Genomic DNA, 24,905 nt, shown 5'->3' with positions numbered 1-24,905 from the left:
TGAAAGGGTGGTGGAAGGTGGTCGTGAAAGTCAAGCGTGGTGGTGTGAACCGGTCGGCGGGGGTCGTCCGATGAAGGGGCGTGAGGGAAACGAAAAGCGACGGGGATCTGCTGCGGGCCATCGCGGCGGACGGGGACCGGCGTGCCTTCGAGGAGCTGTACCGGCGGTACGCGCCCTGGCTGCTCGCGCGGCTGCGGGGGCGGTGCGCGGACGCGGCCCTGGTCGACGACGTCGTGCAGGAGACGTTCCTCGCGGTGTGGCGGGGGACCGCGCGCTACCGCGAGGAGGGGGACGTAGCCGGGTGGCTGTGGCGGATCGGCTCGCGCCGGCTGATCGACGCGCTGCGCGGTGACGGGGCGCGGGGGCGGCTCAGGCAGGCCCTGTCCCGCCTGCGGCACCGGGACGAGGCGTCCGCTGAGGAACGCGTGCTCGCGGGGGTGGAGCACGGGGACCTCGCGGGTGCCCTCGTCCGGCTGTCACCGGAGCTGCGGGCGGTCCTGCAGGCGACGGTCATCGACGGCCTGACCACCCGCGAGGCCGCTGTCCTGCTGGGCATCCCGCCCGGCACGGTCAAGACCCGCGCGATGCGGGCCCGCAAGCAGCTGAGGGAGGCACTGACGTGAGTACGGACGATGACCGGAGCCGGAGTGCAGGGCCCCGTGCCGGTGCGAGTGAAGGAGGTGGCGGCGTGAGCTGGCATGTGGCCGAAGGTGATCTGCGGGCTTATGCCCAGGGCGAGTTGACCGCCCCCCTGCTCTGGTCCGCCGACACCCACCTGGCGGCCTGCGCCGAGTGCCGGGGGCTGCTCGCCGACGTCTCCGACCCGGTGGCGCTGGACGCCGGGTGGGAGCGGCTGGACGCCGAGCTGGACGCGCCCCGGCCGGGATGGTTCGAGTCGCTGCTGACCCGGGCCGGGATCGCCGACCACACCGCGCGGCTGCTCGCGGCCACGCCGGTACTCAGGCGCTCCTGGCTGGCGGCCGTCGTGTTCCTGCTGCTGACGACCGTCGGCGCGGTGCGCACGACCGAGTCGCCGACCCTGTTCCTCGCCCTCGCCCCGCTGCTGCCGCTGGTCGGCGTGGCCCTGTCCTACGGCCCGGCGCTCGACCCGACCTACGAGATGACGGTCGTCGCGCCCACCCACGGCTTCCGGCTGCTGATGATCCGCACGCTCGCCGTGCTGGTCGCGGGCCTCGGCCTCAACGGGCTCGCCACCCTCGCCCTGCCCGGCTACGGCCTGCGTGCCCTCGCCTGGCTGCTGCCCGCGCTCGCCCTCACCGCGACCGGCCTCGCGCTCACCCCGCGGCTCGGCCCGGTACTCGCGCCGTCCCTGGTGGGCGGTGCCTGGGTCGTCGTACTCCTCGCCGCGCAGGCCGCGCAGCAGACGGCCGCCGACCCACTCGCGCCCTTCACCGCGGCCGGGCAGGGCGTGGCCGGGACCGTCGCCGCGCTCGCCGCCGGGCTGCTCTTCCTTCTCCGTGACCGCTTCGACCTCTTCAACGGGAGCGCCGAATGACCACCGCCGTCTCCGCCTCCGGGCTCCATCTCCGCTACGGCGGCACCCACGCCCTCGACGACGTGTCACTGCGTCTGACGCCGGGCGTGACCGGGCTGCTCGGCCCCAACGGGGCGGGAAAGACCACCCTGTTGAGGGTGCTCGCCACCGCCGTGCCCGCCGACCGGGGCTCCTTCACGGTCCTCGGCCACGACCCCGGCACCTCGCGCGGCCGTCAGGAGGTCCGCCGCTCGCTCGGCTACCTGCCGCAGACCCCGGGGTTCCACCCGGACTTCAGCGCCTTCGAGTTCGTCGACTACGTCGCGATCCTCAAGGAACTCACCGACCGCACCGCACGCCACCGCGAGGTGCGACGCGTGCTGGAGGAGGTCGACCTCGGGGACGTACGCGCCAAGCGCATCAAGAAGCTGTCCGGCGGGATGCGGCAGCGGGTCGCGCTGGCTGCCGCCCTCGTCGGCGACCCCGGCTTCCTCGTCCTCGACGAACCGACCGTCGGCCTCGACCCCGAACAGCGCATGCGGTTCCGGGAGTTGATCGCCCAGGCCGGAGAGGGCCGGACCGTGCTCCTGTCCACCCACCAGACCGAGGACGTGGCGATGCTCTGCCACCGCGTCCTCGTCATGGCCCGCGGCCGCATCCTCTTCGAGGGCACCCCCGCCGACCTGACCGCCCGCGCCGCCGGCCGGGTGTGGAGCAGCACGGAACGTGCCCCGGACGCGAAGGCGGGCTGGCGCACCGGCACCGGCTCCTTCCGCAACGTCGGTGATCCGCCCGCCGGCGCCGACCTCCTCGAACCCACCCTGGAGGACGGCTACCTGCTCACCCTGGACGACGCGGGCGCGCAGGTGGCGGCCGCATGAGCCTGACGACGGAGACGGTGGCCGAGTCCACCGCCATACCCCAAGACGACTCGCGGCGCTCCTGGGCGGCCGTGTTCGCCCTCGCCCGCTTCGAGGCACGCGACCTGCTGCGGTACATCCCGGTCGTGGCGACGCTCCTGCTGTACGTCGGCTACACCGCCTGGACGCTGTTCCACGAGAAGGAGGGCATGGACGCCTTCCCGGCCCTCCAGGACACCGACCGCGACACCCAGAGCGGACCCCTGCTGCTCGGGATCGCCCTGTTCGTGTGCGTCAACCGGTGCACGCTGCGCTCCCGCAGGCGCGGTACCGACCGGCAGTTCGACGTGCTGGTCATGGAACCGTGGCGGCGGACGGTCGCGCATGTGCTGTCGGTGATGCCCTTCGCCGCCGTCACCGCGCTGGTCGTGCTCGGCGAGTTCACCCGGCAGGCCCTGCGGTCCGGCGCGGTGGGCCACGGCTCACTCGCCGAACTGGCCGTCGGCCCCCTGTACGTGCTGCTGTGCGGCGCGTTCGGAGTACTGCTCGCCCGGCTGGTCCCCTCCACGTTCGCGGCGCCGGTCGTCGTGGTCGGACTCTTCGTCTTCGGCGTGTTCATCTCCGCGGGCACCGACGGCGCGGAGTGGTCGCGCTGGCTGTTCCCGATCGTGGGCGAGAACAGCGGCAACACGGTCCTCCCGTCGGACCTCATCGGCCGTCCCGCGGCCTGGCACGCCCTGTATCTGACCGGGCTGGTCCTGCTCCTGGCCGTCTGCGCGGTCCTGGCGAGCGGCGGGCGCACGGTGTATCTGAAGGCCGGCGCGGCGGGTGCGCTCGCGCTGACGCTGGCCGGCGCGGTGGGCCAGTCCGGGGGCGTGTCACCGGGGTTGGCCGCCGCCCGCGAGCAGGCCACGGTGTCCCCGCAGCGGGACCAGACCTGCGTGAAGCGAGGAGGCTCGACGTACTGCGCCTTCCCCGAGTGGACCGGCCGCGCGGGCACCTGGGCGGGGGCCGTGGACCGCGTCCAGTCGCTGGCCGGCGGTACGGCCGCCCGGCAGCCCCTTGTCGTACGGCAGCGGGTCGACGCCCGTTACGGACTGACCGGCGACGGGGCGATCGATCCGCTGACCGCGCCGGGCCAGGTGACCGTCGGCACGCGCTGGGGCGGCAACCGGGTCCCCGAGTTCGCGGTCGCCGTCGCGTCCGTGCTGGTCGCCGGTGACGAGTCGAAGGGCGGCGAGCTGTGCGACGGGAGGGTGGTCACGACGATGTGGTTGGCGCTGGGCGGAGCCTCCCACCCGATGACCGACCTCGCGAACGTCCGCCTCGACGACAGTGTCACCGGGTCGGCGTACGTCCTCGCCCCGACCAGCGGGCTGTCCATGACGGCCGGACAGACCGATGTCCTGCGGGAGTTGCTGGAACGCCCGCGCGGTGAGGTGACGGCTTCCGTGAAGCGGCACTGGACCGAGCTGACGGCGTCCGGGGTCTCGACGGCCCAGGTGGCGCGGGTGCTGGGTGCCGAGGTGCCGAAGGGGGCGAAGGACTGTGCGGAGGAGTGACGGAGGTGCCCGGCCGGGGACCCCGCGAGGTGTGAGCTCGGCACTGGTGGTGGCCGTGGCACGGACCGTGCCGTGGCGGGCGGTCGGTGCCGGGGCGGTCGTGGGGCTGCTGGTGGCCGGTCTGCCGCGGCTGCTGTCCGGGACGCTCGAGGCGTGGCTCGGTCTCGCCCTCATCCGGGCGGCCGCGCTCGTCTTCGCCCTGGGTCTGACCTTCCTCCTGGACGATCCGGCCCGGGAGCTCACCACCCCCGTCCCCACCCGGCGTTGGGTCCGGACGGGACTGCGGGTCGCGCTGGTGGTGCCGGTCGCCGCGCTGTGGTGGACGGTCGCACTGATCCTCCTGCCGGCATCTGCCCGCCCCCCGGTCGGCGCGGTCACCCTGGAGGCCGCGGCGACGGCCGCCCTCGCCCTGGCCGCCGCGGCGGTCGCCGTCCGCTTCACCGACGAACCCCGGCCCGGCCCCTCGGTGGCGGCGGGCCTGCTGACCCTCGCCCTCCTCGCCCCCCACCTGCTCCCGACCCGCTGGGACCTGTTCGTCCTGGTGGGGGACCCCGGCTGGGATGCGGCGCATGTGCGGTGGGCCGTGGTGCTGGTGGGCGCGGTCCTGCTGGGAGCGGCCTGCGCGGTGGAGCCGCTGCGCGGTCTCAGATCACGCCGGGTGCCCTGACCGTACGGCCACCACTCCGCCCGGGTGCCGGGCACGACCGGCAGGCCCTTACGTCTCCGTGCGGTACATCAGGTCGGTCTCGTACGTCGTGAAACCGAGCCGTTCGTAGACCGACACCGCCGCCTTGTTGTCGGCGTCGACGTACAGCATCGCCGTCGACAGGCCCTGGGCGGCGAGGTGGCGCAGGCCGATCGTGGTGAGGGCCTTGCCGAGGCCGCCGCCCTGGGTGCCGGGGCGGACGCCCAGGACGTAGACCTCGCCGAGCTGTTCGGCCGCGTGCACCTTGGTCCAGTGGAAGCCGACCAGTTCGCCGTCGCGGAAGGCCAGGAAGAAGCCCTCGGGGTCGAACCAGGGCTGGGCCTTGCGGTCGTCGAGGTCGCGCTGGGTGAGGGAGCCCTGTTCGGGGTGGTGGGCGAAGGCGGCGGCGTTCACCGCGAGCCAGGCGGCGTCGTCCTCGCCGGGGACGAAGGCACGGACCGTCACGTCCGCCGGGAGCACCGGGTCGGGCAGTTCCAGGCCGGTCAGGGGGCGCCGCATCTGCCGTAGCTCACGGAACAGGGTCAGGCCCAGGACCTGGGCGAGATGGCGGGCGGCGCTGTGGCCGCCGTGCGCCCACACCCGGAGCCGCTTGCCGGAGGCGGCGAGCAGGGCCGAGCCCAGGGCGCGGCCGTGGCCGTGGCCGCGGTGGGCCGGGTGGACGACCAGCTCCGCCGCCGGGGCCTCCACCGGGTCGGTGTCCTCCAGCTGGGCGTAGCCGACCAGTTCGTCACCGACCTGCAGCAGCAGATGGGACACGCCCTCGCGGGCACCGCCCCGCAGCTGCAACCTGCCCTGTTCGGACACCGCTTGCTGGCCGTCGTCGTGCGCGGCCTCGGCGAGGAGCCCGAGGACCGCCTCGGTCTGTTCCGGAGAGAGCGCCGAAAGGGTCTCGATGGAGCGGGAGATGCCGGGGCGTCCGATGTCGTCGCTGGTCATGGCTACGAGGGTAAGGGGAGGTCCGGGCAAAGCGGCGGCAAAGAAGCAACCAGGATGTAACCACGAAACCTCTGTCGCGCTACGCGCGTTGACCCTAGGCTGCGCCGGGACGGGGGCACTTCCTCATCCGGATTCACCGGGTTCACCGGATTCAGCAGAAGCTCAGGGGGGCGTATGCCAGCCATATCCCAGCCGCACCAGTCGGACGTCGGTCGTCGCAGACGTCGTACGTACCGTCTGGTCGCCGCAGCCGCCGGTCTCGCCACCGTCGGCGCCCTCGCCGCCGCACTGCCCGCGGGCGCGCACGACAACAAGCACGGCAAGCCGCTGCCGAGCCGCTACCAGGACGTCCAGCTGCTGTCCTTCAACGACCTGCACGGCAACCTGGAGCCGCCGTCCGGCTCCTCCGGCCGGGTCACCGAGCTCCAGGCGGACGGGACCACCAAGACGATCGACGCCGGTGGTGTCGAGTACCTCGCCACCCATCTGCGCGAGGCGCGCAAGGCGAACGGGTACTCCATCACCGCCGCCGGTGGTGACATGGTCGGCGCGTCTCCGCTGATCTCGGGTCTCTTCCACGACGAGCCCACCATCGAGGCGCTGAACAAGCTCGACCTGGACGTCACGTCCGTCGGCAACCACGAGTTCGACGAGGGTGCCAAGGAACTGGCCCGTCTCCAGAACGGCGGCTGTCACCCCACCGCCGGCTGCTACAACGACGAGGAGTTCGAGGGCGCCGACTTCCCCTACCTCGCGGCGAACGTCCTGGACGAGAAGACCGGCAGGCCGATCCTCAAGCCGTACTGGGTGTGGAAGAAGAAGGACGTCAAGGTCGGCTTCATCGGTGTCACCCTGGAGGACACCCCGGGTGTCGTCTCCGCCGAGGGCGTCAAGGGCCTGAAGTTCAAGGACGAGGTCGAGACGATCAACAAGTACGCCAAGGTGCTGCAGAAGCAGGGCGTCAAGTCGATCGTGGCCCTCATCCACGAGGGCGGGCTGCCGGCTTCGGGCTCGTACAACTACAACTGCGACTCCCCGGGCGCCGGTGACGGCATCTCAGGCCCGATCGTCGACATCGCCAAGAACATCTCGCCGTCCGTGGACGCCCTGGTCACCGGCCACACCCACGCCGCGTACGTCTGCACGATCCCCGACCCGTCGGGCAAGCCCCGCATGGTCACCTCGGCCGCCTCTTTCGGCCGCCTCTACACGGACACGACGCTGACGTACGACCGGTTCACCGGCGACATCGCCCGTACGGCCGTGAAGTCGGCGAACCACGTGGTCACCCGGACCGTCGCCAAGGCGCCCGACATGACCCAGCTGATCAGCAAGTGGAACACCCTCGCGGCGCCCATCGGCAACCGCGCGGTCGGCTACATCTCCGCCGACGTCCCGAACACCGGCACCGAGTCGCCGATGGGTGACCTGATCGCCGACGCGCAACTCGCTTACGGCAAGGGGCTCGACCCCGAAACCGACCTCGCGCTGATGAACCCGGGCGGTGTCCGGGCGGGCCTGACCTACGCGGCCAAGGGGACCGAGGGCGACGGCGTGGTGACGTACGCCGAGGGCTTCACCGTGCAGCCCTTCTCCAACACCGTGAACCTCCAGGACTTCACCGGGGCCCAGCTGATCAAGGTGCTCCAGGAGCAGGTGAGCGGGTCGAACGCGGCCTCGCCGAAGATTCTGCTGCCGTCCACCGGCTTCACCTACACGCTCGACCTGACGAAGACCGGCGCGGACCGGATCGTCCTCGGCTCCGTGAAGCTGAACGGCACGGCCGTCGACCCGACGGCCACCTACCGCGTCGCGACCAACAGCTTCCTCGCGGGCGGCGGCGACGGCTTCACCACGCTGGGCCAGGGCACGAACGACCTCGTCGGCGGCGACGACCTCGCCGCTCTCGTGGAGTACCTGACGGCCAACTCGTCGGCGAGCAGCCCGATCGCACCGCCGGCCGCGAACCGGATCACGGTCGCTCAGTAGATCGTGAGCTGAGTCGCACCGGCCCGGAGTGGGTTGCGGGTGGGGGGCGTTCGCATGATCGGATGGATCGATGCGTTCCCCCCACCCCATACCCACACATCCCCACCCGTATGACGTCCCGTACGACGAAACCCCGGCCCCGCCGACCACCCACCGCCGCACCGGGCGGAGGCGTCGACGGGGCCACTTCTTCTCAGGCCTGCCGTTCGCGCTGAAGACGGTGGCCTCGCTGCTGGTGCTGGCCGCCTTCCTCACCCTCGCCGACCGCTGGGCCGTCCTGTACGCCGAGCACAGGGCCGCGGACACCCTCAAGGACCGGCTGCGGCTGACCGCGGCGCCCGAGGTGGAGATCGACGGCTTCCCCTTCCTGCCGCAACTCGTGGGCAAGCGCCTGGATTCGGTCAAGGTCACCGTCCCGGACGTGGCGGCCGACCGGGTCACGCTGGCCGCGGTGTCGGCGACGGCCCATAACGTACGGCTCGACGGCGACGGGCCGACCTCCGTGCGCGGGGCGCGAGTTCCCAGGCTCGACGGCGACGTGCTGCTCTCCTTCGCCGACATGAACCGTGAACTCGGCGCGTCCCAGGTGACGTTCACGGGGGCGGGCCGGGACCGGGTCGCCGTGCGCGGCACTCTTCCGGTCGCCGGACACGACCTGCGGCTGCGGGCCGACGTGCGTGTAGCGCGCGACGGGGAGCGGGGCGTCGACACCCGGATCGGCGGGATGCGCCTGGACATCGGGGAGCTGGCGACCTACCGGCCGGGCACGCGCGCCTCGCAGGGCCTGCATCTGACCCGTGCGTCCGCGGCGGCCCTGGCCCGGGAGACGCGCAAGGCCCGTGCCGTGCTGGCGGTCCCGTCCGTGGTGCGTGCGCTGGGCGTGCCCGACGCCACCGTGCGGGAGGCGCAGCGCTCCGACACCGCGCTGTCCCGTCTGACCGGCCGTCCGGAGTTCGTACGGCAGGCCATGCGCCTGAACCTCCTCGACCTGGCCCTGGCCCACCCCGAGCTCCTGGACCGCCTGGGCCTGGACCCGGCGCTGCTCGACGCCCTCTCCCAGCTGACCCGCCCGGTCCTCGCCGACCGCCTCTCCCTCGCCTTCCGGCTGCCCGAGCCGCCGAGCGGTGAACTGCGCCTGCGGGACGTACGCGTGGCGAAGGACGGCATCAGGGTGCGCGTCGAGGGCTCCGGACTGGCGGTCGGTCCGTAGATGTCCCCCCTTAAATTCTGTGTCAGCCTTTCAATTCTAAGGTGACGCACATTCAATCTTATTGAGGTCTAAGGCGGAATGGCTTTTTCGGCGGCAGGAATGCCGTAGTGTTTTCCATGTCGAAAGCGAACGACACAAACGCAATTCCTGAAGTAAATCAAATTCATTCATAGGCAGAGGGATGCAGACATGAGCTTCCACAAGATCGCCCCCGTCAAGAAGACCGCCAAGCCCGTTCCGGCCCCGAAGAAGAAGGCGCCGAAGAAGCACGCGCCGAAGCGCCGCCCCATCGCCCACAAGGGCTGAGGGAGCGCGCCGCGAGGCGGGGCCACCGGCAGCGAGCGTGTCTCGCCGGGGGCCCCGCCTCGGCCGTCTTTGCCACCCGCGACCGCCGCACACGAAAGGGAGTCGTCATGAGGGAAGTCCGCGAGGCCTTCCGCCGTTTCTGGCCGCTGACCCGCGGCGACCGCAAATGGCTGGCGGCGATCATCGCGTGCGTGGTGGTGTCCGCGCTCGCCGAGACCGCCGCGATCCTGCTGTTCGCCGAACTCACCGACACCGCCCTGAAGGCCGGTTCACTCTCCGCCTTCTGGGGCCCGGCCGGCGCCTGGCTCGGTGTCGCCGCGCTCGGCGCGCTCGTCGGCTACTTCGGCAACTCGCTCGCGACCTGGACCGCGGAGAGATTCGTGCTGCGCCTGCGCGCGAAGGTCTTCCGGCACATCCAGGACCTGCCCCCGCACTTCTTCCAGAAGCACCGTCAGGGCGATTTGGTCGAACGCCTCACCGGTGACGTCGAGGCCATCGAGCAGATGGTCGTGTCCGGCGTCGTCGGCACCGTCGCCGCCGCCTTCTCGGCCGTCTTCTATTCGGTCGCCGCCCTGTACCTGCGCTGGGACCTCGCCCTCGCCACTTTCGTCCTCACGCCCCTGTTCCTGTTCGCCGCCCGCCGCTTCTCCGGCCGCATCAAGGAGGCCTCGCAGGACGAACGGGTCGCGGACGGCGCGATCACCTCCGTGGTGGAGGAGTCGCTCGGCAACGTGGTCCTCACGCAGGCCTACAACCGTCGCCGCGACGAGGAGCGGCGCCTCGACCGCGAGGCCCGCGCCTGGATGAAGGCCTCCGTGCGCGGGGCCCGGCTCAGCGAGATGTACGAGCAGTTCGTCGAGGTCGTCGAGACGCTGTGTGTGCTGGCCGTGATCGGTCTGGGCGTCTGGGAGATCTCGGCCGACCGTATGACCCTCGGTCAGCTCCTCGCCTTCGCCGCCTTCATCGGCTACCTGTACCCGCCGGTCCGCAACCTCGGCCAGTTGGGTCTGACCCTCACCGCCGCCACCGCGGGCGCCCAGCGCCTGAACGAGATCCTGGACGCGAAACCGTCGGTCGCCGACCCGGCCGAACCCGTCCCCGTCTGGCCGGTCCGCGGCTGGGTCGGCTTCCACGGTGTGCACTTCCGCTACCCCACCGCCCGCCGCGACTCCCTCACCGACGTGTCCTTTGCGGCCGCGCCCGGCGAACTGGTGATCATCACGGGACCGAGCGGCGCCGGCAAGTCCACCCTGGCCAAGCTCCTCACCCGTTTCTACGACCCCTCCGCGGGCGTGATCACCCTGGACGGCGTCCCCCTCACCCACATGGGCCTGGAGTTCCTGCGGGAGCAGGTCGCACTGCTCCCGCAGGAGACCCTGATCCTCAACGGAACGATCCGGGAGAACATCGGGACGGGCCGGCCGGGCGCCAGCGACGAGGAGATCGAGCAGGCGGCCCGGTCGGCGGCGGCCCACGACTTCATCTCCTCGCTCCCCGAGGGCTACGACACCGAGATCGCCCCCGGCACGGCGGCACTGTCCGGCGGCCAGCTCAAGCGGATCACCATCGCCCGCGCGATGCTCCGGGCCGCGCCCGTCCTGATCCTCGACGAGCCCACCGCCGGCCTCGACTCGGTCGCCGCGCGCCAGGTCGTGCACCCCCTGCGGCGGCTGATCTCCGGCCGTACCACCATCATGATCACCCACGATCTGAGCCTGGCCCCCGACGCGGACCGGATCCTGGTGGTGGACGGCGGACGCCTGGTCGAGACCGGCACACACGCCGAACTGGTGGCCCGCCGAGGCTCCTACGCCCGCCTGCTGGGCCCGCTCCCGGAGGACACGATGATCCTCAGGAAGCTCCCGGACGACACGGTGACCCTCAGGCGCTGACGCGCAGGCCGTACACATCAGAACGGCTTTGCCGCCCCCACGATCCGGGCCGGCAGATATGGCGACCGCACTCCGATCTCCCAGCCCCGCCGCCGGGCGTGGCAGACGAGGGCCAGGATGTCGAGGCTCAGCGCGGCGGCGGGGTCGGTGGGGCGGTCGGCGACGGCGTAGTGGTCGCGGTGGGCCGTGAGAGCGTCCAGGAGGGCCAGGTTGAAGCTCTCCTCGTCGCCCTCGACGAGCTGGGAGAAGAGCACCGCGGGCGGCGGCAGGTCACCCTGGTCGCGGGCCTTCCCGGCGTCCCGCAGGGCCACGTCCGTGGCGGGCCCGGGGTCCTCACCGCGCAGATAGGCGTGCAGGGCCCGCCGGTAGGAGGCCGGCACCGAACGGTCGGGGCCGACGCGCTCCGGCCCCGCAAGGACCAGCGGCGCCAGATGCTCCCGCCGGCCCGTGACCAGCGCGAGGTGCACCGCCCGGTGCCAGGCCCCCGGCCCGGCGTCCTCATCCCGGCAGGCGGGGTAGGTCACGGTCCTGCCGTCGATCGTCACCGGCACGTCGGTACCGGGCTCCGCCAGCGTCGTACGGAACAACGCGGCCCCCAGCTCCGCGGCCAGCCGCAGGTTCTCCAGCTGGGCGTCGCTCGCGTCGGGCGAGTGCGAGGCACGGGTCCGGAAGAGGAGCTCCTGGTAGGTGACGGCGTAGGCCAGACCGAAGGTGGTGAGCGACTTGCCGGGCATCGGGGTGATGGCGTCCCGGGTGTACCGCTCGAACTGCTCCTCGCTGTCCGGGTCCAGGGGACGCGGCTCCAGGGCGCGCCCGAACTCCACCACCCCCGCGGCGAGTTCGGCCACCGCGTCCGGGCGGCGGTCCCGGCCGTAGGGCCCCACCCGCGGCGGAGTGGCCTTGAAACCGGTGACCAGCGCGTCGGGCAGATAGTCGCTGTCGACGGCCGGCGGCCAGCCCTCCTCGCGGTACGCCAGTGCCGTCAGGGCGATCGGCAGGAGAGGGAGAAGACTGCCCGGACGCGCTCCGGGCCCGGAAGTGCCGGTCAGCGGCCGCAGCAGTCGTACGACCGCCTCGTCGAACCCCTCCCGGTCACCCGCGGTCAGCGCGCGCAGCGCCCGCAGCCCGATGCCGTACGGCTGGTCGGCGAGGTGCTCGCCGGTCTCCGCCTCCCGGGCCCGGACCCGGTCGAGCGCCGCGTCGAGCGCGGTGAGCTTCTGCTCGCGGGAGGGCGGTCCGGTGACGTCGTCGTCGCCGGTGTCGCCGATGACGTACGCCATGAAGCCGTTGATCAGTTCGGCGTCGGGATGGCCGGAGCGGTCCCGCTGGGGGGCCTCGCGCGCGAAGTGGAAGGCCTCGCCGTGCCATTGGGTCTTCTCGGCGAGGACCGCCAGGCAGAAGGCGTCCAGCCACTTGGCGGCCGTGACCGGCTCCGGGGTGCCGCCGGGCTCGCGGTCGTAGACCAGGCCCCAGTTCGGGTAGGTGAGGAAGACCTCGAAGTGGTCGCGGGGGAAGTACGCCGCGTACGCCACCGCGCCGGCCGCCGCCTCGGCGGCGTCCTCCAGGACCGCCTTCGCCTCGGGGGAGTGCAGATCGGGGGCCTCCACCGAGAGCGCGCCGAGATACTCGACGAACTCCTGGGCGATCAGCCACCACTCCCATGCCGTCACCGGGCCGGCCTTGGACATGGAGTGGACCTGCGAACCGATCCTGTTCGCGAAGTCCTTCCGCACCGCCGTAACGGCCGCCTCGCCGACCCGATGCCTTTCGATACGTACCACTTTCCGCTCCCCCGTCCGACATCTCGATCTACGGAAACCAGCCTAGATCGAGGGTCTGACACTGGAGCGGAAAGCGGTGAAACGCCAGGTCAGGAGCTGCTCGGCGTCCAGTCGCCCAGCCAGTCCGCGACCTCCTGGCCGGCGGCCTGCGCGTCGGTCAGCTGCGGCCGGTTGCTGCTCGCCGCACCCGAGCCCGCGCCGGTGTTCTTGTACTCCGCGAACCGGTCGTCCTTCCAGGAGAAGCCGCTCATGTCGGTCCACGGCGTGGACTTGATCGCGGCGCTCAACGACGTGTTCCGGACCGTGGTCTGCGGGTCGAGGCTCGCGTCACCGCCGGCGTGCCAGGGGCGGCCCAGGTAGAAGCTCGCGGAGGAGACGTCCCCGTTCACGGTCGAGTTGGCGATGAGGATGCCCTTGCGGCCCGCGGCGGTGCTGGGCGCGGTGACGTAACCGGCCGAGGTGCCGTTCCAGCGCTTCTTCAGGGTGATGACGGACTTGTCGATCACCGCGGTGGCCCGCCCGAAGATGAAGTCGACGTTGCCGATGACGTAGGAGTTGGTCATGTAGACCCGGCCCAGCTTCTCCTTGGCCGCGGTGTCCACGAGGAGCGTGTCCTGGTCGCCGCTGACGATGACCCCGTCCAGGAACACCTTGTCGGCGGCGGTGCGCAGGGCGACCGCCTGGCCCGCGATGTCCTGGTGACTGGCCTCGTCGAAGTCGTTGGAGATCGTCAGGTTGCGGGCCTGGAAGTCGTCGGCCTCGACGGCGACGGTGGCGCTGCCGCCGGTGCCGTAGGTGCCCGAGCCGTCGGGCTTGGGCGTGCCGGACGCGTTGTTGTAGACGATCACCGTGTCGTTACGGCTGCCGCCCGACCCCTGGATGGTGACGTGCGGCTTGTTGGACGGCACCTTGACCAGCTCGCGGTAGGTCCCCGGCTTCACCGAGATCACCACGCGGGAGGGGTTGTTCGCCGGTACGGCGTTCACCGCGGCCTGCACGGTCGAGTACTGCCCGCTGCCGTCCTTGGCGACGGTGAGCGTGGTCGCGGCGGCGGCCTTCGTCGAGGCGGTCGCCGTCGTACCGATCGAACTGCGTGGTCCCACGCCGGACTTGAGAAGCGCCGGTACGTCGGCCGTCTTGTCGAGCGTGTAGGCGTAGTACGTCTTCGGGTCGAAGGCCGTGCCCCCGCTCTCGTTGCGCCCGCTCGTCCCCACGAAGGTGTTGCCCTTCTGGACGATGCTCGCGGTGCTGTCCTTGATGACGGGGTTCTTGAAGCCCTGGAAGTAGGAGTTCTCCAGGACCATCCTGGTCGCGCCGCGCGAGTAGTTGCCGTAGGAGGAGTTGATGTCCGTCCCGGCCACGTCCTCCAGGAAGTTGTTGTAGAGGTGCGCGTGGGCCGCGTTGTCCGTGGACGGGTTCCGCTGCTCGGTCTCGCGGATCCAGTTGTGGTGGATGGTGATGTCGGTGACGACGTTCTCCGTCCAGCCGATGCCGAACGCCTTGTTGTCCTGGCTGAGTTTGTTCCAGGAGACCGTCACATAGGTGCTGTCCTTGCGGACGTCGATGAGCCCGTCGGCCATGTGCCGCAGGTCGTTGTGGTCGATCCACACGTGGTGGGCGCCGTCCATCTGGATGGCGTCGAAGTCGTGTTCCTTGTCGTTCCACACACCCTGGTAGGCGTCCCGGATGGTGAGGTTGCGGATGATCACGTTGTGCACGCCGGAGCCGAGGAAGAAGCCGCCGCCGACGATCTGCCCGGAGGTCCCGGACCCGACGATGGTCTTGTTGCTCTGGACCTTGATCTCTTTCCCGACCGGATCCATGGTGATGGTCGCGGCGACGACGATGACGTACGGCTCGCTCGCCGTCGCGTACTTCTCCAGGTCGGCGAGCGTCTTCACGGTGACGATCTGGCCGTCCCGGCCGCCGTAAGTGCCGTTCTGGCCGAGCGCGTTGACGGAAGCGAAGCCGTCCGCGGTGGCGGTGGCCCAGGCGGGAGCGGCGGTGGTGGCGGCGGACGCTTGGGTCTGGGCGCCGGGCAGGGCGCCGTAGCCGATGACTCCGGCGGCGCTCAGCGCCAGCGGGAGACCGACCGCCAGGGCCGTCTTCCTTCTGCGGTGGCGGGCCTTGCTGCGTGTCTCACTCATCTGCGGTTCCGTTCCATGCGGGGGATGGACCGCAGTGCAGTCGCCGCCCCCGCACGGAAGGTTGCCGCTCGAATGCGCCTACTGGGCGCAGGACTTCGGGTCGAGGTTCTCCTGCCACTTGTCCTCACGGCCGTCGGGCTGGCCGTTGGGCAGGAGCTTGTCGGAGATGCCGTCGATGTAGTAGCCGTACGAGTAGATCGTCTTCCAATTCGCGTCCCGGCCACGCCAGGTGTGCGTGGTGACCTCGCCGTCGCCCTTGTTCCACTGGTAGTCCTCGACGTAGAACACCGGGTTCACGCGGACCACCCGCTGGTACGGCGTCCAGGTGGTCGCCACCTGGGTGCACGGCGGTATGGACTTCTCGCTGCGCCGCTCGAAGGACGAGGTCTTCTCCCAGCCCCACTCGTAGCCGGCGGTGCCGCCCACGGTGCCGGAGAAGATGCTCTTGGCCAGGGAGAGGCTGATGCTGGCGCCGACGCTCTTCTTGGCGAACGTCTTGGTGCTGTAGCCGCTGACGAAGGTCACCTTGTCCTCGGTCGTGCCGTGGTTGCCGGTCCACTCGGAGGTGCGGACGGGCTCCCCCTTCACGGACCAGGTCGAGGACTGCGCGTACCCGCACCAGCCGCGGAACAGCTCCCACGGCCCGGCGGGCACCCACAGCCCGAACACGTCCCGCAGGTACTCGTCCTGCGTCTTGAACTCGCCGGTGTCGACGTTGAGCGCGCCGTAGACCCCGGTCAGGCTGGTCTCCTGGCCGCACAGCCGGTCCAGCATGACGTCGGTGTTCCCGGGGTCCACGCCCCGGACGTTCTGGGCCCCGCCGGGACCGGCCGCCTGAGCGGTCCCCGAACCGGCCAGCAGCCCGGTGACGGCGAGGGCCGCGGACGCGGCGGCGAGGGCGCTCTTCTTCAGAGTCGATGTACGAAACAAACGCATGGGGGGTTCTTCACTCCTGAGTGCTGGGGACAGATGCGTGGGGCACCTGTTCGACAACTCAGGAAGCTGGCAGAGAACCCGTGAGTAGGGTCGAGAACGCGTGAGGGTTGACAGGACATCGACAGCTTGGCGTTCACAGTACGGCGGCCGGAGCCTCCGGTGGCGGAGTCGGCGCCCCCGGCAGTCGTACGGTCGCGATGGTGCCGCCGCCTCCGGCGTGGCCGAGGGTGACCTCGCCGCCGGCCTGCTGGACCGTGCGGGCCACGATGGACAGGCCGAGACCGGAGCCGGGCAGCGCGCGGGCCGACGGGGAGCGCCAGAACCGGTCGAAGACGTGCGGGAGTTCCTCGGCGGGGATGCCGGGGCCGTGGTCGCGGACGGTGAGGACTCCCTCGTTCAGCCGGACCTCGACCGTGCCGCCCTCGGGGCTGAACTTCACGGCGTTGTCGAGGATGTTGACCACGGCGCGTTCCAGCGCGGCGGGTTCGGCCCGGGTGTACCAGGGCTCCAGCGAGGCGTCGATGGTCAGCTCCGGGCCGCGCAGCCGTGCCCTGCGCAGGGCCGACTCGACGGTGTCCTCCAGCGAGACGACCTGGACGCGCTCGCCGCGCTGGCCCTCCGAGCGGGACAGTTCCTGCAAGTCGCCGATCAGCGAGGCCAGTTCGGTCATCTGCGCCTTCACGGACGCGAGCAGCGCCTTGCGGTCGGCCTCGGGGAGGGGGCGGCCGGTCTCCTCGCTGCGGGTGAGGAGCTCGATGTTGGTGCGCAGGGAGGTGAGGGGGGTGCGGAGTTCATGCCCCGCGTCCGCGATGAGCTGCTGCTGGAGCTCGCGGGAGCTGGCGAGGGAGCTCGTCATCGAGTTGAAGGAGCGGGACAGGCGGGCGACCTCGTCCTCGGCGTCCTCCTCGACGGGGATGCGGATGTTCAGGTCCTCGGTGCGTGCCACCCGCTCGACGGCCTCGGTGAGTTCGTCGACGGGGCGGAGGCCGGCGCGGGCCACGAAGAGGCCTGCGGCACCGGCGCCGAGGACTCCGATGCCGGAGACGAGGAGGAGGATGAGGGCGAGTTCGTTGAGGGTGGACTGGGTGGTCTTCAGAGGTACGGCCACGGTGAGCGCGGCCTCGGTGTACAGCTGGGGCTGTGAGCCCGGGCCCTGGCTGACGTACAGGGGTGTCGTCAGCACTCGTACGGCGTCGCCGTCCGAGTCGGTGCCGTTGCGAAGGATCCCCTTCTTGCTGGTCGCGTCCTTGACCACGTTCTCGTCGGCGTCGGTGGTCTTGACCCTGCCCAGTGAGTTCGACGAGACGCAGGCCTTGCCGTCCGCCTGCACCAGCTGGAGGTAGACCTCGTCCCTGATGCGGAAATCGCCGAAGGTCTCCACCGGTGTCTGGGGGCACTCGCTGAGGGTGGCCACGACCGCCTGCGCCTGCTGCGGCCGCGCCGCATTTTGCAGATCCTCGTCGAGCTGGTCGTACAGCTTCCCCTGCACGATGAACCAGCAGGTCACCGACACCGCCGCCACCGCGAACGCCACCGCCGCCGCCACGAGCAGCGCCAGCCGTGAGCGGATCGGAAGGGACCGGTAACGCCGTACGACCCTCTTCACTCCGCGCCACCCTGGCGCAGCACATATCCCACGCCGCGAACCGTGTGCACGAGCCGCGGCTCGCCGCCCGCCTCCGTCTTGCGGCGCAGGTACATCACGTACACGTCCAGCGAGTTGGACGACGGCTCGAAGTCGAAGCCCCACACCGCCTTCAGGATCTGTTCCCTGGTCAGCACCTGGCGCGGGTGCGCCATGAACATCTCGAGCAGGGTGAACTCGGTACGGGTCAGCTCCACCGGCCGCCCCGCACGCGTGACCTCACGGGTCGCGAGATCCATCCGCAGGTCGGCGAAGGTGAGCGCCTCGTCGTCCTCGACGGACCCCGCATCGGCCGCCGCGGCGTACGAGCTGCGCCGCAGCAGCGCACGGACCCGGGCGAACAGCTCGTCGAGCTCGAACGGCTTGACCAGATAGTCGTCGGCGCCCGCGTCGAGCCCGGTGACCCGGTCACCGACCGTGTCGCGGGCCGTCAGCATCAGGATGGGGGTCGTGTCGCCCGCGCCGCGGATGCGCCGGGCGGCGGTGAGTCCGTCCATGCGGGGCATCTGGATGTCGAGGACGACCAGGTCGGGCCGGTACGCGGTCGCCTTGTCGAGCGCGTCCGCGCCGTCCACCGCCACCTCGGTGTCGTAGCCCTCGAAGGCGAGGCTGCGCTGGAGTGCTTCGCGCACCGCCGGCTCGTCGTCGACGATCAGGATGCGCTGGGGGTCACGGTCGCCTTCGGCGGGGCTCATGGCTGGGGATTCCTCGGGTGCGGTGGGACGGCAGGGGGCTGAAACAGTGAACGCTTTCAGCCTCGCATGGTTCCCGGCCGGTGCGTCATGGGCGGGGATCAGCCGCGTGCGGGGGTGCGGCGGCGGCTGCGGGCGGCGCTCACCCCGCGGCGGGCCACCGCCACGGACGCCACCTCGGGCGCCCGCGTCACCGGCGGGTGCAGTGCGTACGCCACCTCAAGGGCCAGGGCGAATCCGGCCGGGTCGGTGCCGGCCGACGGGTGCGAAACCTGCTTGATCATGACGTACTCCTCGCGAAGGTCAGGGGGTGTCAGTTGTCGGCGCCGCCGGCCCGCAGCGTGGCCAGGTCGGACTTGACGGTGTTGATCGGGATGGAGAAGCCGAGGCCCGCGCTGCCGGCCGTCGAGGAGTCCGAACTGGCCGAGTACATCGCGGAGTTGATGCCGATGATGTTGCCGTTCATGTCGATGAGCGCGCCGCCGGAGTTGCCGGGGTTCAAGGACGCGTCCGTCTGGATCGCCTTGTACGTCGTCGTGGACGAACCGGTGTCGCCGTTGAACTGCTGGCCGCCGAACTCGAAGGGCCACTGACCGCTGCCGCCGCCCTGGCCCTGTCCCTGGTCCTGGCTCTCGTCCGTCGAGACGGTGACGTCCCGGTCGAGGGCGGAGACGATGCCGCTGGTGACGGTGCCGGTCAGGCCCTCGGGGGAACCGATCGCCACGACCTCGTCGCCGACCTGCACGCCGTCGGAGTTGCCGAGGGTGGCCACGGTCAGACCGGAGGCGTTCTCCAGCTTGATGAGGGCGAGGTCCTTCTTGCTGTCGGTGCCGACGACCTTCGCGGTGTAGGTCTTGCCGTCGCTGGTGCTCACCTTGATGGCGGTGGCGCCGGAGATGACGTGGTTGTTGGTGATGATCTCGCCGTCGCTGGTGATGATCACGCCGGAGCCGGTGGACTCACCGGCGTTCGAGGTGGCGTTGATCTCGACGATGCTCGGGCTGACCGCCTTGGCGACCCCGGACACCGTGCCCTTGGCGGAGGACGGCACCACGCTGGTGCTGGTGCTGCTGCTGGAGGCGACCGTGTCGTTGCCGGTCAGCTCCTGGATGCCGTAGGCGGTGCCGCCCCCTATCGCCGCGGCGACGATCGCGACGGCGGCGAGGAGGGCGAGGGGGCCGCGGGTGCGCTTCTTCGGCGCGGGGGGCGCGGGCTCGGCCGGGGGCGCGGTGAGGAGAGCGGTCCCGCCGCCGTTGCCGTCTCCGCCGTACGAACCGGCGCCCCCGGAGGCGAAGGCGGCGGGCTGGGCGAAGGCGGCGGGCTGAGCCTGCTGCCCGCCCGGCCACACGGTCGTCGGCTCGACGACCGGCTGCTGAACCGGCGCCGCGGGCTGTGCGGGCGTTGCGGGCGGCTGGGCCGGCGGGGGCGGCCACTCGGGGTTCACGGGCGAGGAAGCGTGCTGCTGGGCGCCCTGGTAGGGGGTCTCGTACTGCTCGTACTCGCCGTCGCGGCGGAAGCTCTCGGTCATGGCAAAAAGCTTGTCGCCCCACCATGAGAGCTCCCTGAGTGCTCCCTGAGAAGCCCGGCAGAACCTCGTATGCCCGATATAAAGCCGCCGCTGGCCTCCGGCGCCGCGTTCTCAGGCGCCTTTAAGGGAACTCACTCGCAGCCGCAGGACCGCCGCACGACCAGCTTCGACGGGAACACCTTCAGCCGCTCCCGGCGGGACCCCGCGACCCGGAGCCCGTCGTCCAGCACCAGATCCACCGCGGCCCGGGCCATCGCCGACCGGTCCGACGCCATCGTCGTCATCGGTGGATCCGCGAGCGCGGCTTCCTTGATGTCGTCGAACCCGATGACCCCCAGCTCGCCCGGCACATCGATGCGCAGCTCGCGCGCGGCCCGCAGCAGGCCGATCGCCTGGTCGTCGGTGGAGCAGAAGATCGCCGGGGGGCGATCGGGCCCGGAGAGCACGCCGAGGGCCACCTGATACGCGTCGTAGCGGTTGTACGGCGCCTCGAAGAGCCGTCCCTCGGTGGGAAGCCCGGCCTCGTCCATGGCCCGTCGCCAGCCCTCGACGTGATCGGAGACCGGGTCGCCCACGGCGGGGGTGTCGGCGGTACCGCCCATACAGGCGACGTAGGGGTATCCGTGCCCCAGCAGATGCTCGACGGCGGTCTTCGCGCCGGAGAGGTCGTCGAGGACGACGGCGACGTCGTCGATCGCCTCCGGCCGCTCGTGCAGCAGCACGACCCGGGCGTCCCACGCCTCGATCTCGGCGGCGGCGTTGTCGTTCAGCGCATGGGAGACCAGGATCAGCCCGGACACCCGCATCCCGAGGAACGCCCGCAGGTAGTGGACCTCGCGCTCGCCGATGTAGTCGGAGTTCCCGACGAGCACCATCTTCCCGCGCTCGGACGCGGCCTGTTCGACCGCGTGCGCCATCTCCGCGAAGAACGGCTGGCGCGCGTCCGGCACGATCAGGCCTATGAGATCCGTACGCCGGGACGCCATCGCCTGGGCGACCCGGTCGGGCCGGTAGCCCAGCTCCTTGATCGCGGCGAGGACACGCTCGCGCGTGGCCGGGGCAACCGGCCGGGGTCCGTTGTTGATGACATAACTGACTACGGCGGTGGACGTTCCCGCCAGTCGCGCCACATCATCCCTGGTTACCTTGGCCACGCGCGGAGTCTACGCGGATGGACCCGCTCTGGGCAGGGCGTGAAGGAGGCACTGTGCCCCCGCAAAGGCCTACCGGGAAGTAGCCGGTGCGGGAGCCGTGCCCAGGCGGAGAACCCGCTATGCCTCGGCCGGTACCTCGGAGGCGTCCAGGGCGGCGCTCTCGTCCGCATCCTCCGTGTTTGCCTGGCCGGAAGTACCGGTCACGGCACCCTTGGCCTTGGCGTCGTCGCTCGCGCCGACACTGCCCTTCTCCGGCGTAACGAATCGATAACCGACGTTCCGGACGGTCCCGATCAGCGACTCGTGCTCGGGTCCGAGCTTCGCGCGCAGCCGTCGTACGTGGACGTCGACCGTCCGGGTGCCGCCGAAGTAGTCGTAGCCCCAGACCTCCTGCAGCAGCTGCGCGCGCGTGAAGACGCGGCCGGGGTGCTGGGCGAGGTACTTGAGGAGCTCGAACTCCTTGAAGGTGAGGTCGAGGACCCGGCCCTTGAGCTTCGCGGAGTAGGTCGCCTCGTCGACCGAGAGGTCGCCGTTGCGGATCTCCATGGGGGAGTCGTCGTTGACGATCTGCTGGCGGCCCATGGCCAGCCGCAGACGCGCCTCGACCTCCGCCGGTCCCGCGGTGTCCAGGAGGACGTCGTCGATGCCCCAGTCGGCGGTGACGGCGGCGAGGCCGCCCTCGGTCACGACGAGGATGAGCGGACAGCCGGGCCCCGTGGAGCGCAGGAGCTGGCACAGGCTGCGGACCTGCGGCAGATCACGGCGCCCGTCGATGAGGATGACGTCGGCGCCCGGGGTGTCGACGAGGGCGGGGCCTTCCGCCGGAGCCACACGCACGTTGTGCAGGAGCAGGCCGAGGGCAGGCAGCACCTCCGTCGATGGCTGGAGGGCATTGGTCAGGAGCAGCAGAGAACTCATATGTCTGGTTCCTCCTCGGTCCCGCGAGGGTCACGGCCTTCGTATACAGGGGTATCCGAAAGCACAAAAGGACCCGGGGGCTGCGTTGCCCGAGTCCTCTTCCGACGAGAATAGCCCACATGAGCATTGATCCGGCAGGTCGTGTGGCGCGTTCCACGGGTAGTCCGCACTCTGAGACGCGCAGACATGCACCTATACGGACGTTTCTGCACACCGACGACGGTGTGACGATCGATTCCGTATACGATCCGCCCTCCCTCGTATACGACGCCTCCCGGCCACCTGCGCGTGACCTGGTGTTCGTGATCGCGCACGGTTTCACCGGCGATGTGGATCGTCCTCATGTTCGCCGGGTGGTGAACGTGTTCACACGGTACGGCGCCGTGGTCACCTTCTCCTTCCGCGGCCACGGAGCCTCCGGCGGGCGTTCGACGGTCGGCGACCGCGAGGTGCTGGATCTGGCCGCCGCGGTGGCGTGGGCCCGCGAACTCGGCCACGCGCGCGTGGCGACCATCGGCTTCTCCATGGGCGGCTCGGTGGCGCTGCGGCACGCGGCGCTGTACCGGCCCGACGGTGGTCCGGACGGGCCGGTGCGCGAAGGGCGCACGGGGCGTGAGAGGCGCAGGGACGCGTACCCGGACGCCGTGGTTTCGGTGAGTGCGCCGGCCCGCTGGTACTACCGCGGCACGGCCCCCATGCGAAGACTCCACTGGCTGGTGACCCGGCCCGAGGGCCGCCTGGTGAGCCGCTACGGATTCCGTACGAGGATTTATCACCGCGACTGGGACCCCGTCCCGCTCTCCCCGGTCGAGGCGGTCCCGAAGATCGCTCCCACCCCGCTGCTGATCGTCCACGGCGACCGCGACGGCTACTTCCCCCTCGACCACCCGCGGATGCTCGCGGAGGCCGCCGGTGACCACGGCGAGCTGTGGATCGAGCCCATGGGCCACGCCGAGCACGCGGCCGACGACGAGCTGCTGGGCCGTATCGGGGACTGGGCTGTCACAGCGGGCGGCTAGCCTGGCCCCGTACACCATCGATCGATTGAGGAAGCGGATGCCAAAGGTCACGGTGCGCTACTGGGCCGCCGCGAAGGCCGCGGCCGGGATCGCCGAGGAGCCCTTCGACGCGGCCACGCTCGCCGAGGCGCTGGACGCGGCGCGCGAGCGACACCCCGGTGAACTGGTGCGCGTCCTGCGGCGATGCTCGTTCCTCGTCGACGGTGACCCCGTGGGCACCCGCGGACATGAGACGGTACGGCTGGCCGACGGCGGCACGGTCGAGGTGCTCCCGCCGTTCGCAGGAGGGTGACGATGACGAACCAGCCGTACGAGGACCACGAGCGGTATCAGCAGCAGGGCTGGCCGGCCCAGCAGGGGTACGACGAAGACGCCCAGGCAGCCCAGCAGCACACGCAGCAGTGGCAGGGCCAGACCTGGGACACTCAGGTGCACCGACCGGTCCAGGCCGCGCCGGAGACGGCGTATATCCCGCAGCAGGACTACGCGGGCGAGCCTCAGGGGTACGGGCCCGCGCAGGGGGCCCCGGGGGCCGGCGCGTACGGCTCCGCAGCGGCTCCCGACCCGGCGTACGGCCCCCAGGCGACCTCCGGCCCTGAGGCGTACGGCTCCGCGCCGACTTCTTCCGACCGCGCGGGTCATGGGCATGCGTCGGCGGCTTCCGGTCCTGCCGGGTATGGCTCGGCCGGGTATGGCTCGGCGTCGACTTCTCCTGATCCCGCGGGTCATGGGCATGCCTCGACGGCTCCCGGCCCCGCCGGTCACGGGCCAGGCCATACGGCCCCCGGCCCGGCCGGTCATGGACCTGCGCCGATGGCTACCGGCCCCGCCGGGCACGCTTACGCCCCGGCGAGCGCGGGCCCCGTCCATGGATCCGCCCAGGCACATCCCGGCACCGCCCCGCACGGGTCCGCGTCCGACCCCTCCGGGTACGGACCCGCCACCGTCGCCGGCAACGCCCGCGTCACCGACGCCCAGCGTGCCCGTCTCGAGGGCCGCTCCCCGATCATCGAGCCCGGCATCCAGCCCGCCGCCCTCACCGCGCTGCTCGGCCTGCTGCTCTCCGGAACGGCGGCCATCGGGTCGTACGCCCTCCTCGTGCCCCTCGTCGTCCTCCAGGCCGTCACCGCGGCCGGCTGGTTCCGCCTGAACGGCATGTGGCCCGCCCGGCAGGGCATCGCGCTGGCGTTCCTCGGGGCGCTGGTGGCGGACGCGGCACTCCTGGCGGCCGGCCGGGAGAACGCGCCCGCCGCGATCCTCGGCACCCTCGGCGTCTGGGTCCTGCTCAGCCTGGTGATGCAGCTCCGCTCGCACGCCGACCCCGACGAGCGGATGTACGGCCTGATGGCGACCGTCGCCTCGGCGGCACTGGCGATCATGGCGACCGGCCACCTCGCGGCGGACCCCGACGCGGTGACGGTCGGCGCGGCCGCCGTGGCCGTCGCGGTCCTGGCCCGCACGCTGCCCCTTCCGACCCCGGCCTCGGTGGTCGTCTCCCTGCTCGCCGCGGCGGGCGCGGGCATCGCGGTCGGCGGGATGACGGGGCTCGGCCCGAAGGGCGCCCTCCTCGGCGCGGGCGCCGCGGTGTGCGCGCTGATCGGCCACCGGGTCGCGAGCTACGACTACCCGTCCCGCTTCGTGCACTTCACGGCGGGCGTGGCCCTGCCGCTGGCAGCGGCGGCTCCGGCGGTGTACGTGCTGGGCCGGGCGATCGGCTAGGTCGGCCCAGGCGTCTCGGTCCACAGGCAGAAGGGGTGCCCGGACGGGTCGAACAGGACCCGGACGTCGTCCTGCGGCTGGTACTCGGCGAGCCGCGCCCCTTCCGCCACCGCTCGCGCGGTCTCGGCCGCCAAGGCGTCCGGGCCGCCGTCGACCTCGATGTCCAGGTGCAGCATCATCTGCTGCTCGCCGGGCTTGCGGGTGGGCCACACGGGCGGCACGTACTCGGCTTCGGTCTCGAAGGCCAGGGAGGTGCCCTCGGTACCGGGCGGCGGTCCGATGAGGACCCAGTGCGGCTCCTCGGCGCGCACCACGTACCCGAGGAGGCGTTGGTAGAAGGCGGCCAGCTGGTGTGCGTCGTGCGCGTCGAGGACGACGGTGGACAGCCTCGCGGAAGAAGACATGGGGGC

22 protein-coding genes are annotated in these 24,905 nt (G+C 71.3%); 11 read left to right on the top strand and 11 right to left on the bottom strand.

Annotation, left to right across the window (positions count from 1 at the left end):
• Positions 1 to 80 precede the first annotated feature (80 nt).
• The 5 genes from RNB18_RS34325 to RNB18_RS34305 all read left to right on the top strand — a co-directional run bounded on the left by RNB18_RS34325 (position 81) and on the right by RNB18_RS34305 (position 4,584).
• Positions 81 to 623: an RNA polymerase sigma factor gene (locus RNB18_RS34325; RefSeq protein WP_057608779.1), complete on the top strand. Its 543-nt coding sequence runs from the start codon at positions 81 to 83 to the stop codon at positions 621 to 623.
• A gap of 65 nt (positions 624 to 688) precedes the next feature.
• On the top strand, positions 689 to 1,516 hold the full coding sequence (locus tag RNB18_RS34320; RefSeq protein ID WP_311717989.1) for a cupin domain-containing protein: 828 nt from the start codon (positions 689 to 691) through the stop codon (positions 1,514 to 1,516).
• Positions 1,513 to 2,376, top strand: coding sequence for an ABC transporter ATP-binding protein (locus tag RNB18_RS34315; RefSeq protein ID WP_311717988.1), 864 nt, complete (start codon positions 1,513 to 1,515; stop codon positions 2,374 to 2,376). Before RNB18_RS34320 ends, RNB18_RS34315 begins: the two co-directional genes overlap by 4 nt.
• Positions 2,373 to 3,917 carry an ABC transporter permease gene (locus tag RNB18_RS34310; protein ID WP_311717987.1) on the top strand — a complete coding sequence of 515 codons (1,545 nt, stop codon included), beginning with the start codon at positions 2,373 to 2,375 and terminating at the stop codon, positions 3,915 to 3,917. Before RNB18_RS34315 ends, RNB18_RS34310 begins: the two co-directional genes overlap by 4 nt.
• Positions 3,904 to 4,584, top strand: coding sequence for an ABC transporter (locus RNB18_RS34305; RefSeq protein WP_394817716.1), 681 nt, complete (start codon positions 3,904 to 3,906; stop codon positions 4,582 to 4,584). The genes RNB18_RS34310 and RNB18_RS34305 overlap by 14 nt, the downstream gene beginning before the upstream one ends.
• Positions 4,585 to 4,632: 48 nt before the next feature.
• On the opposite strand, the gene mshD is transcribed toward RNB18_RS34305, so the two are convergent.
• Positions 4,633 to 5,559, bottom strand: coding sequence for a mycothiol synthase (gene mshD, locus RNB18_RS34300; RefSeq protein WP_311717985.1), 927 nt, complete (start codon positions 5,557 to 5,559; stop codon positions 4,633 to 4,635).
• 174 nt (positions 5,560 to 5,733) lie between these two features.
• On the opposite strand from mshD, the gene RNB18_RS34295 reads away from it, so the two are divergent.
• The 3 genes from RNB18_RS34295 (at position 5,734) to RNB18_RS34285 (ending at position 10,956) form a co-directional block, all read left to right on the top strand.
• Entirely contained in the window at positions 5,734 to 7,548 is a 1,815-nt protein-coding gene (locus RNB18_RS34295; RefSeq protein WP_311717984.1) for a bifunctional metallophosphatase/5'-nucleotidase, read from the top strand.
• 70 nt (positions 7,549 to 7,618) lie between these two features.
• Entirely contained in the window at positions 7,619 to 8,758 is a 1,140-nt protein-coding gene (locus RNB18_RS34290; RefSeq protein ID WP_311717983.1) for an LmeA family phospholipid-binding protein, read from the top strand.
• Positions 8,759 to 9,171: 413 nt separating this feature from the next.
• Positions 9,172 to 10,956: an ABC transporter ATP-binding protein gene (locus RNB18_RS34285; RefSeq protein WP_311717982.1), complete on the top strand. Its 1,785-nt coding sequence runs from the start codon at positions 9,172 to 9,174 to the stop codon at positions 10,954 to 10,956.
• Positions 10,957 to 10,973: 17 nt separating this feature from the next.
• Here the strand turns inward: RNB18_RS34285 and RNB18_RS34280 are convergent, their stop codons facing one another.
• From RNB18_RS34280 to RNB18_RS34240, 9 genes are all read right to left on the bottom strand, one after another.
• Positions 10,974 to 12,737 carry an immunity 49 family protein gene (locus tag RNB18_RS34280; RefSeq protein WP_311717981.1) on the bottom strand — a complete coding sequence of 588 codons (1,764 nt, stop codon included), beginning with the start codon at positions 12,735 to 12,737 and terminating at the stop codon, positions 10,974 to 10,976.
• 89 nt (positions 12,738 to 12,826) lie between these two features.
• Positions 12,827 to 14,884 (bottom strand): pectinesterase family protein, encoded by a 2,058-nt coding sequence (locus tag RNB18_RS34275; protein WP_311717980.1) that lies wholly within the window; start codon positions 14,882 to 14,884, stop codon positions 12,827 to 12,829.
• 78 nt (positions 14,885 to 14,962) lie between these two features.
• Positions 14,963 to 15,820, bottom strand: coding sequence for a hypothetical protein (locus tag RNB18_RS34270; RefSeq protein WP_311717979.1), 858 nt, complete (start codon positions 15,818 to 15,820; stop codon positions 14,963 to 14,965).
• A gap of 133 nt (positions 15,821 to 15,953) precedes the next feature.
• Entirely contained in the window at positions 15,954 to 17,426 is a 1,473-nt protein-coding gene (locus RNB18_RS34265; protein WP_311717978.1) for a sensor histidine kinase, read from the bottom strand.
• Complete coding sequence (locus RNB18_RS34260; RefSeq protein ID WP_057608761.1) at positions 17,423 to 18,160, bottom strand: response regulator transcription factor; 738 nt, start codon at positions 18,158 to 18,160, stop codon at positions 17,423 to 17,425. Before RNB18_RS34260 ends, RNB18_RS34265 begins: the two co-directional genes overlap by 4 nt.
• 98 nt (positions 18,161 to 18,258) lie before the next feature.
• On the bottom strand, positions 18,259 to 18,441 hold the full coding sequence (locus RNB18_RS34255; RefSeq protein ID WP_311717977.1) for a hypothetical protein: 183 nt from the start codon (positions 18,439 to 18,441) through the stop codon (positions 18,259 to 18,261).
• A 29-nt stretch (positions 18,442 to 18,470) separates the two neighbouring features.
• Positions 18,471 to 19,685, bottom strand: coding sequence for a S1C family serine protease (locus RNB18_RS34250; RefSeq protein WP_311717976.1), 1,215 nt, complete (start codon positions 19,683 to 19,685; stop codon positions 18,471 to 18,473).
• A 131-nt stretch (positions 19,686 to 19,816) separates the two neighbouring features.
• Positions 19,817 to 20,839 (bottom strand): LacI family DNA-binding transcriptional regulator, encoded by a 1,023-nt coding sequence (locus tag RNB18_RS34245; RefSeq protein ID WP_266562955.1) that lies wholly within the window; start codon positions 20,837 to 20,839, stop codon positions 19,817 to 19,819.
• Positions 20,840 to 20,956: 117 nt separating this feature from the next.
• Entirely contained in the window at positions 20,957 to 21,757 is an 801-nt protein-coding gene (locus RNB18_RS34240) for a response regulator transcription factor (RefSeq protein ID WP_311717975.1), read from the bottom strand.
• Between the two features lie 119 nt (positions 21,758 to 21,876).
• Between RNB18_RS34240 and RNB18_RS34235 the strand changes: the two genes are divergently transcribed.
• Genes RNB18_RS34235 through RNB18_RS34225 form a run of 3 tightly spaced genes read left to right on the top strand, consistent with a single transcriptional unit; the run spans position 21,877 to position 24,495 of the window.
• Positions 21,877 to 22,776, top strand: coding sequence for an alpha/beta hydrolase (locus RNB18_RS34235; protein ID WP_311717974.1), 900 nt, complete (start codon positions 21,877 to 21,879; stop codon positions 22,774 to 22,776).
• Positions 22,777 to 22,813: 37 nt separating this feature from the next.
• A complete protein-coding gene (locus tag RNB18_RS34230; RefSeq protein WP_007382997.1) occupies positions 22,814 to 23,068 on the top strand; it encodes a MoaD/ThiS family protein in 255 nt (84 codons plus the stop codon).
• A gap of 2 nt (positions 23,069 to 23,070) precedes the next feature.
• Positions 23,071 to 24,495 carry a hypothetical protein gene (locus RNB18_RS34225; protein WP_311717973.1) on the top strand — a complete coding sequence of 475 codons (1,425 nt, stop codon included), beginning with the start codon at positions 23,071 to 23,073 and terminating at the stop codon, positions 24,493 to 24,495.
• On the opposite strand, the gene RNB18_RS34220 is transcribed toward RNB18_RS34225, so the two are convergent.
• A complete protein-coding gene (locus RNB18_RS34220) occupies positions 24,492 to 24,899 on the bottom strand; it encodes a VOC family protein (RefSeq protein WP_311717972.1) in 408 nt (135 codons plus the stop codon). The genes RNB18_RS34225 and RNB18_RS34220 overlap by 4 nt on opposite strands.
• Positions 24,900 to 24,905: the final 6 nt, after the last annotated feature.

Source organism: Streptomyces doebereineriae, from assembly GCF_031845645.1.
Classification (GTDB): domain Bacteria; phylum Actinomycetota; class Actinomycetes; order Streptomycetales; family Streptomycetaceae; genus Streptomyces; species Streptomyces canus.
The sequence above is the reverse complement of the archived record's forward strand: the minus strand, read 5'-3'. Positions and strand labels throughout refer to the sequence as shown.

What these genes read in the sequence shown, in the direction of transcription:
- RNB18_RS34275 (WP_311717980.1), bottom strand. Translation starts at nt 14,884, where the DNA reads ATGAGTGAGACACGCAGCAAGGCCCGCCACCGCAGAAGGAAGACGGCC.
- RNB18_RS34285 (WP_311717982.1), top strand. Translation starts at nt 9,172, where the DNA reads ATGAGGGAAGTCCGCGAGGCCTTCCGCCGTTTCTGGCCGCTGACCCGC.
- RNB18_RS34220 (WP_311717972.1), bottom strand. Translation starts at nt 24,899, where the DNA reads ATGTCTTCTTCCGCGAGGCTGTCCACCGTCGTCCTCGACGCGCACGAC.
- RNB18_RS34240 (WP_311717975.1), bottom strand. Translation starts at nt 21,757, where the DNA reads ATGAGTTCTCTGCTGCTCCTGACCAATGCCCTCCAGCCATCGACGGAG.
- RNB18_RS34225 (WP_311717973.1), top strand. Translation starts at nt 23,071, where the DNA reads ATGACGAACCAGCCGTACGAGGACCACGAGCGGTATCAGCAGCAGGGC.
- RNB18_RS34255 (WP_311717977.1), bottom strand. Translation starts at nt 18,441, where the DNA reads ATGATCAAGCAGGTTTCGCACCCGTCGGCCGGCACCGACCCGGCCGGA.
- mshD (WP_311717985.1), bottom strand. Translation starts at nt 5,559, where the DNA reads ATGACCAGCGACGACATCGGACGCCCCGGCATCTCCCGCTCCATCGAG.
- RNB18_RS34295 (WP_311717984.1), top strand. Translation starts at nt 5,734, where the DNA reads ATGCCAGCCATATCCCAGCCGCACCAGTCGGACGTCGGTCGTCGCAGA.
- RNB18_RS34235 (WP_311717974.1), top strand. Translation starts at nt 21,877, where the DNA reads ATGAGCATTGATCCGGCAGGTCGTGTGGCGCGTTCCACGGGTAGTCCG.
- RNB18_RS34250 (WP_311717976.1), bottom strand. Translation starts at nt 19,685, where the DNA reads ATGACCGAGAGCTTCCGCCGCGACGGCGAGTACGAGCAGTACGAGACC.
- RNB18_RS34315 (WP_311717988.1), top strand. Translation starts at nt 1,513, where the DNA reads ATGACCACCGCCGTCTCCGCCTCCGGGCTCCATCTCCGCTACGGCGGC.
- RNB18_RS34260 (WP_057608761.1), bottom strand. Translation starts at nt 18,160, where the DNA reads ATGAGCCCCGCCGAAGGCGACCGTGACCCCCAGCGCATCCTGATCGTC.
- RNB18_RS34310 (WP_311717987.1), top strand. Translation starts at nt 2,373, where the DNA reads ATGAGCCTGACGACGGAGACGGTGGCCGAGTCCACCGCCATACCCCAA.
- RNB18_RS34270 (WP_311717979.1), bottom strand. Translation starts at nt 15,820, where the DNA reads ATGCGTTTGTTTCGTACATCGACTCTGAAGAAGAGCGCCCTCGCCGCC.
- RNB18_RS34230 (WP_007382997.1), top strand. Translation starts at nt 22,814, where the DNA reads ATGCCAAAGGTCACGGTGCGCTACTGGGCCGCCGCGAAGGCCGCGGCC.
- RNB18_RS34290 (WP_311717983.1), top strand. Translation starts at nt 7,619, where the DNA reads ATGCGTTCCCCCCACCCCATACCCACACATCCCCACCCGTATGACGTC.